The organism is Arthrobacter sp. SPG23, assembly GCF_000876655.1.
In the GTDB taxonomy this organism is placed as follows: domain Bacteria; phylum Actinomycetota; class Actinomycetes; order Actinomycetales; family Micrococcaceae; genus Arthrobacter.
Genome location: NZ_JYCN01000032.1, coordinates 125,071 through 131,495, shown reverse-complemented (window position 1 = coordinate 131,495; position 6,425 = coordinate 125,071). Strand labels below are relative to the sequence as shown.

The following is a 6,425-nucleotide window of genomic DNA, read 5'->3' as shown; positions in this document are numbered from 1 at the left end:
TTCCAGAGCACGCGCCACCCGGGCCAGGTCCGCTACGTGGCGGCCGGACCATTCGCTGCGGAACTTCTCAGCGTCCGGGCCCTTCCAGTCGGTGCTGTCAAGAGCCTTCGTCAGCTGCGACTTGGCCTTCTCGATCTCGGACGAACCAGCCTGAAGCTTGGTTCCCAGTGCCTTGAGCTGAGCAATGTCTGCACCCCAAATAGCCATTAGTTTTCTCCTTCAGTCAACGGACCCGATCCGATCGGCATCCCCAGCGGCCCCCGGCTCATCCGGAAGATCCATTACCTAGAAACTATCCCGCGGCCCAAACCACTGTCGATGGGCACCGCTCCCCATGCAGTCCTGGCCATGCGGGCGGCTGCCGGGCCAGTGGTCTCCGGACAGGCTGCGGGCCTCGATCCCAGGCGGTCCAGAGCCTAGCATGGGACTATGTGCCGCAACATCCGGACCCTGCATAATTTTGAGCCCCATGCCACATCGGCCGAGGTGGAAGCCGCTGCGCTGCAGTATGTGCGCAAGATCAGCGGCAGCACGAAGCCGTCGAAGGCTAATGAGGAGGCGTTCAACCGCGCCGTGCACGAGATCGCGCACGCCACCCAGCACCTGCTCGATTCGCTGGTGACACATGCTCCGGCCAAGGACCGGGACGAGGAGGCCGCCAAGGCTCGTGCCAAGGCGGCAGTCCGCTTCGGCGCCGCCTAAGCGCCCCGGCCGCCGGGCTTGCCGAAGGTGCGGAGCCGGAGCGAGTTGGTAACCACCAGCACCGAACTTGCGGCCATGGCCGCCCCGGCGATCATGGGGTTCAGCAGGCCCAGCGCCGCCACGGGAATTCCGACGGCGTTGTAGAAGAACGCCCAGAACAGGTTGGTCTTGATGGTGGCCAGCGTGCGCCGGGACAGCTCGATGGCTTGTGCCACCTGCGTCAGGTCATTTCCCATGACGGTCAGGTCCGCAGCTTCGATGGCCACATCCGTGCCGGAGCCCATGGCGATGCCCAGATCGGCCTGGGCGAGGGCTGCGGCGTCATTCACGCCATCGCCGGCCATGGCCACGGTGGCGCCGTCAGCCTGCAGCTTCCGCACGGCCTCGACCTTGCCTTCAGGCAGCACCCCGGCGAACACGTCCTCCGGAGCGATGCCGACGGCGGCGGCCACCTGCGCGGCCACCGCGGCGTTGTCTCCGGTCAGCAGGATCGGCCGGAGTCCCAACTGCTTCAGCCGCGAAATCGCTTCAGCCGAGCCCGGCTTTATCGTGTCGCGCAGCGAGACAATTCCCGCCGGCTCCCCGTCCACGGCAACCCAGATGGCGGTGGCACCGGATTCTTCGGCGTTCCGGAGCGCCTCCTGCTGTTCCGTCGTGACCGGGATGCCGTTTTCCCGCAGCCAGCCCGTCCGTCCGGCGATGACCAGCCGGCCGCCCACCTGTCCGGAAACTCCGCCGCCCGGCGCGGACCGGAACCGCTCGACGGCGGGTAGCTGCCCGCCGTCGTCGTTCCGGCGTTCCGCGGACAGTGCAGCGGCCGCAATGGCGTGGGCAATGGGGTGTTCGGAAGCGGCCTCAACTGCCCCGGCAAGGAGCAGCACTTCAGTGCTGCTGCGCGTGCCGAAGGCCAAGGCGTCGTCCACGGCAAGATGGCCGGTGGTTACGGTGCCGGTCTTGTCCAGCAGGATGGTGTCCACGGTGCGGGTGTCTTCAAGCACCTGCGGCCCCTTGATCAGGATTCCCAGCTGGGCGCCGCGGCCTGTGCCGGTGAGGAGGCCCACCGGTGTAGCCAGTCCCAGGGCGCAGGGGCAGGCAATCACCAGAACCGCCACGGCGGCGGTGAAGGCCGCTCGGAGCTCGGCGTCAGTGATGGCCGGCCCGGCGATCAGGAGCCACGCGGCGAACGTGAGGACGGCGACTACCAGCACAATCGGAACGAACACCGCGCTGATGCGGTCCGCCAGGCGGGCGATGGGAGCTTTTCCGGTCTGCGCCTGGGAAACCAGGCGGGCCATCTGGGCCAGTGTGGTTTCGGAGCCAACCCTGGTGGCGCGCACCAGCAGTCGGCCGGAGGTGTTGATGGTGGCGCCTGTGACGGGGCTGTCCGGGCCCACCTCGACGGGAACCGACTCGCCCGTGACCAGGGAGGCGTCCACAGCCGAGGAACCGTCGATCACCACACCGTCCGTGGCGATTTTCTCGCCGGGTCGGACCACCATGACGTCGCCTACCGCCAGTTGGTCTGCCGGGATTCTTATCTCGGCGCCGTCGGCCAGCACCGTGGCGTCCTTGGCGCCGAGGTTCAGCAGCGCCTTCAAGGCGTCCCCCGCCTTCTGCTTCGCGTTGGCTTCGAGGTAGCGGCCCAGCAACAGGAACGTGGTGACAACGGAAGCCACCTCGAAGTACAGACCGCCGGGGCCCATTTCCATGCCGGGGTGTTCGGTCATGCGCGGATCGGCCAGCAACTGCCAGGCGGAGAACAGGTAGGCGGCTGTGACGCCGATGGAGACCAGGGTGTCCATGGTGGAGCCCAGGTGCCGGGCGTTGATGGCCGCGGCGCGGTGGAACGGCCAGGCAGCCCACGTGACCACCGGCAAAGCGAGAATTCCGGCCACCCAGCCCCAGTTGGCGAACTGGAACACTGGAAACATCGAAATCGCGAACACCGGGAGGGTCAGGATTGCCGCCACGATAAGCCGCGGTTTGAGTTGCGCCGCGGTGCCACCGTGCGATAGGTGGTCACCAAGTTCGCCGGATCCGGCGGTTGAGCCTGTTGAAGCCGGATCCGGGACGTCGCGTCCGGTTACTTGGCTGGGGTACCGGGGTGGCCGCACCCGGGCCTTGTAGCCTGCTGCTTCCACGGTGGCCGTGATTTGTTCGTCGGTGATGCCGGCCGGGACCGTGACCTGGGCTGATTCGAGGGGCAGATTTACCGAGGCTTCCACGCCGTCGATCTTTCCGAGCTTGCGTTCCACCCGGCCCACGCAGGAAGCGCAGGTCATGCCTTCGATATCGAGTTCAATCACGCGGGTGGCCGGTTGGTGCAGCAGTTGCTCGTTACTCACGGAGTGTCCTCGTTGTCGGGTATATGTTTCGCAGTAGGTGGGCGGCCGGGCGCCGCGGGCGGTTCAGGCCTCGTTGGCCACCACCAGGTAGCCGGCCTCGGCTACGGCTTCGCCGATCTCGGAGCGGGAGAGAGCCTTTTCGGACGTGATGGTGACGGTGGAAATGCCGCCGGCGTTAAGGTCGACGTCGACCGCTTCCACGCCTTCCAGCGCTTCCAATTCTTCGCTCACGGAGGACACGCAGTGTCCGCAGGTCATGCCGGACACGTTCACGGTGGTGGATACGGGGCTCATGGTTTGCTCCTTTTTTTCGGCGTTGCCGCTAGTGCCGGACTGGCCCGGTCGGATCATCCGGATGGTGTGGTGGGTGGGATTGCCGCTACCGCAGCAGGCGCCCGATGGCATCGGTGGCCTCCTTGACCTTGAAGTCGATGGCTTCCGCGCGGAGCTCCGGGTCGGGTTCCGAGGCGGCGCCGACGACGCAATGGCCGATGTGCTCCTCGACAAGGCCCAGGCTCACTGCGTGCAGGGCTTTGTTTACGGCCGCGACCTGAGTGAGGATGTCGATGCAGTACTTGTCTTCATCCACCATCCGGGCAATTCCGCGGACCTGCCCCTCGATACGTTTGAGCCGGCGCAGGTAGGCCTCTTTGTTCGAGGTGTAACCATGCTGGGGGGCGGCTTCGGCATCCGCGGTCCGGGTGCCGGCGTCTTCTGCTGGGTTCATCTCCTCAACATATACCCCTAAGGGGTATGTTGCAAGTACCCCCAGGGGGTATCTTTCGCAAACGGTGGCCCGGGAGTTATCAGTCTGCGCTCCGGTCCGTTGCTGACGCAGGAGAGGGGGTCCCACGCCCGATGCTGCCGACGCCGAGCAGGGAGGCCGCGGCGACGGCCGCGGCGAGGACTCCCAGGCCCACGGGCAGTGCAGAAGCTGTGGCCACGGCTCCCACCAGGAGCGGGCCGCCGGCGTCGCCCAGCTCCCGTCCCAGCTCGGCTGATCCCATGGTCCGTCCCAGCCGCTCCGGCGGTGTGGTGGCCGCGAGGTGAGCGAACCCCAGGGGGGGTGGCGATACCGATCCCGGCGCCGATGGCCACGGCTGCGCCGAAGATGGTGCCCGGCCCGGGAAGCAACGCCACGGCGGCGATTCCGGCCGCCGTCAGCAGCAACCCGGCTGTCATGCCGGGACCGTCCTGGAGCCGGCCCTGATCACGCAGGCGGCCAACCCAGGGTTGGGTCGCAGCGGACGCGAGTGCCAGCACGCTGACGGCGGCCACGGCGGCTGCCGGGTCCAGTCCGTGGCGGGTGGCCAGTGCGGGGAGGAAGCCGATGGCCGTGCCCAGGGCGCCGGTGGCTGCTGCCAGAACGAGCGTAGGAACGAGGAAGCTTCGGTGCGTCACTTGGCGGGCAAGATCCAGCAGCGTGTACCTGGGCCGCGGCAAGGGGGCCAGGTGCGGCAGTGTCACCATCGCCCATACTGCGGTGGCGGCGGCAAGGACGCCCAGGGCGGCAAAGAGGAGCGTGAAGCCGCCCAGGAAGATCAGGCCGGCACCCAGCAGCGGGCCCGCAACGTAGCCCAGGCTCTTCCACGAACCGTAGCGGCCGAAATAGGTTCCTGCTTTAGGGCCGGCGAGCCGCGCAACCATCGCCGAGGAAGCCGGCGAAAACGCTGAGGCGGCCGCGCCCTGGCCGATCCGGGCGAGGCCGAGCATCACGGGGCTTGCGCCCCACAGTCCGATCAGTGACATGAGTGCAAAAGCGAAAAGCCCCGCCACGACCACCGGCTTGGCGCCGATGCGGTCACTCAAGGCCCCGAACACCGGCTTCAGCACTACCTCGGCGAGATCATAAACAGCCAGAAGGATACCCAGGTTGAGCAGGCTCAGTCCGATATCACCGCTGTGGGCGCCCATTCCGGCGGCGATGCTGTGCGCTCCGAAGGCTGTGACAAAGCCTGCGGCGTAGAGCGGAGCGGTGACGGCTGCCGTCGGCGTGCGGATTGGCTCTGTGGTCACTGGATTGCTCCTGCCGGGCGGCCGTCGCCGCATATTGCTGTCTGGCCCCGAATTCGGCCTGACGTTAAAAAGCTCCGGAGTGCGTTATTGGGGGATACGCACTCCGGAGCAGCTTATGGGGCAGGTCCAACATCTTCCTGCGAATTCCAGCTTACTTGGCGGTAGCGGTGAGCGCTACCACCATGAATAACTACTTTCGCTTTACTTTTACAGGGTCTTTCGTCCCCATTTCATGGACGGCATTTTCCGGACATTTCTTCACGGCATGGTGCCGGGGCCCAGGCTGAGCTGGGTGGCATGGAAGTCGAAGTGTTCGATGGGATAGGCATAGACGTCCGCCAAGGACATCCACGGGGTGAAGAACGGGTCCCAGCGGTCAGGAAAGGACATTCCCCGGTCCATTGCAGCGGCTGACTCGCGTCGCATCCGCCGCTCGAGGGAGCGCGTCACCCGCCGGAGCTTCGCCGCCATCCGCCTCCGGTTGAACACGAGGGCCGCAGCTTTGGAACCGAGGTAATTGACGACGTCGAACGGTGCGGTTCCGGCATTGAGGAACCAGGCAAACACCCGGCTGATAGGCGCCGGGAGAACTCCGAAAAAGCGGACCAGGGGCAGCAGGGCCTGCACCACCATGTAGCCGAAAACCATATGGAATAGCAGTTCCTCATTGGTCCAGCGGGTGCCCGTGCTTGTGCGGCGCAGGTCCGCGTCGGACGCGGCGGCCAGCCACCGCTCGAGTTCCCTGCAGTTGCGCTCGTAGCCGTGCTGGACCGTACCCGGGGCGGCGGTCACCCTGGGGTGTCCCGGTGGGCGCCCATGTGGGCGGGGACCACCAGGACGGGACGGTCCTGGTGGTGGGTCAGCCACGCCGCCACGGAACCGTTGAGGGCTGCCGAAAGACGGTGCCCCAGGCCACGCTCCGGCGTTCCCACGATGATCATGGAGGCGTTGGCCTCCGCCGCCATCCGGCCCAGGGCGCGGGCCGGGTCTCCGGACAGGATCCGCAGTGTCCACTCCACTGATTTAGTGGCGCAGGCCGCCCCTACAACGCCGCGAAGCTCTTCGCTGACTGCCCGGACATCGGCATCGTCAGTGTCCGGATGCAGGGACAGGCGGTGCGCCGACCGCGCCGGGTCCCACTCGACGAGGTAGCTTGCCTCGTCCACGTAGGCGCACAACAAGGGGACGCCCAGTTTTTCTGCGAGGCCGGTGGCCGAGTGCAGCACTTCCGGGTGCTGTCCGGGCAACACTCCTACTACCAGGGGAGGCGGACCGCTATAGCGTTCGGGAGACATACTCCATTGTGTCCCTGCGCGCATTCCTTGAACAGCGCGGCCACGCAGCGGGCCGCCGGCACTGCCT

General features: G+C 66.7%; 7 protein-coding genes and 1 pseudogene. 1 reads left to right on the top strand and 7 read right to left on the bottom strand.

The annotated features are described in order from the left end of the window. Positions 1 to 207, bottom strand: a 207-nt coding sequence (locus tag TV39_RS21215) for a hypothetical protein (protein WP_043485661.1), incomplete at its 3' end; no start/stop codon positions are given. Between the two features lie 222 nt (positions 208 to 429). On the opposite strand from TV39_RS21215, the gene TV39_RS21210 reads away from it, so the two are divergent. Further along, positions 430 to 702 carry a DUF2277 domain-containing protein gene (locus TV39_RS21210; protein ID WP_043485658.1) on the top strand — a complete coding sequence of 91 codons (273 nt, stop codon included), beginning with the start codon at positions 430 to 432 and terminating at the stop codon, positions 700 to 702. Here TV39_RS21210 and TV39_RS21205 read toward each other — a convergent pair. The 6 genes and pseudogenes from TV39_RS21205 to TV39_RS21180 all read right to left on the bottom strand — a co-directional run bounded on the left by TV39_RS21205 (position 699) and on the right by TV39_RS21180 (position 6,358). Beyond that, positions 699 to 3,047, bottom strand: coding sequence for a heavy metal translocating P-type ATPase (locus TV39_RS21205; RefSeq protein ID WP_043485655.1), 2,349 nt, complete (start codon positions 3,045 to 3,047; stop codon positions 699 to 701). The two genes, TV39_RS21210 and TV39_RS21205, sit on opposite strands and share 4 nt — an antisense overlap. Positions 3,048 to 3,110: 63 nt before the next feature. After that, positions 3,111 to 3,341, bottom strand: a complete 231-nt coding sequence (locus TV39_RS21200; RefSeq protein ID WP_144406497.1) for a heavy-metal-associated domain-containing protein — start codon at positions 3,339 to 3,341, stop codon at positions 3,111 to 3,113. A gap of 85 nt (positions 3,342 to 3,426) precedes the next feature. Further along, positions 3,427 to 3,774 carry a metal-sensitive transcriptional regulator gene (locus TV39_RS21195; protein WP_043485653.1) on the bottom strand — a complete coding sequence of 116 codons (348 nt, stop codon included), beginning with the start codon at positions 3,772 to 3,774 and terminating at the stop codon, positions 3,427 to 3,429. A gap of 79 nt (positions 3,775 to 3,853) precedes the next feature. Next, positions 3,854 to 5,096: pseudogene (locus tag TV39_RS21190) on the bottom strand (MFS transporter). Positions 5,097 to 5,321: 225 nt separating this feature from the next. After that, on the bottom strand, positions 5,322 to 5,855 hold the full coding sequence (locus tag TV39_RS21185; protein WP_043485652.1) for a DinB family protein: 534 nt from the start codon (positions 5,853 to 5,855) through the stop codon (positions 5,322 to 5,324). After that, positions 5,852 to 6,358, bottom strand: coding sequence for a universal stress protein (locus TV39_RS21180; RefSeq protein WP_043485650.1), 507 nt, complete (start codon positions 6,356 to 6,358; stop codon positions 5,852 to 5,854). The genes TV39_RS21185 and TV39_RS21180 overlap by 4 nt, the downstream gene beginning before the upstream one ends. Between the last annotated feature and the right edge of the window lie 67 nt (positions 6,359 to 6,425).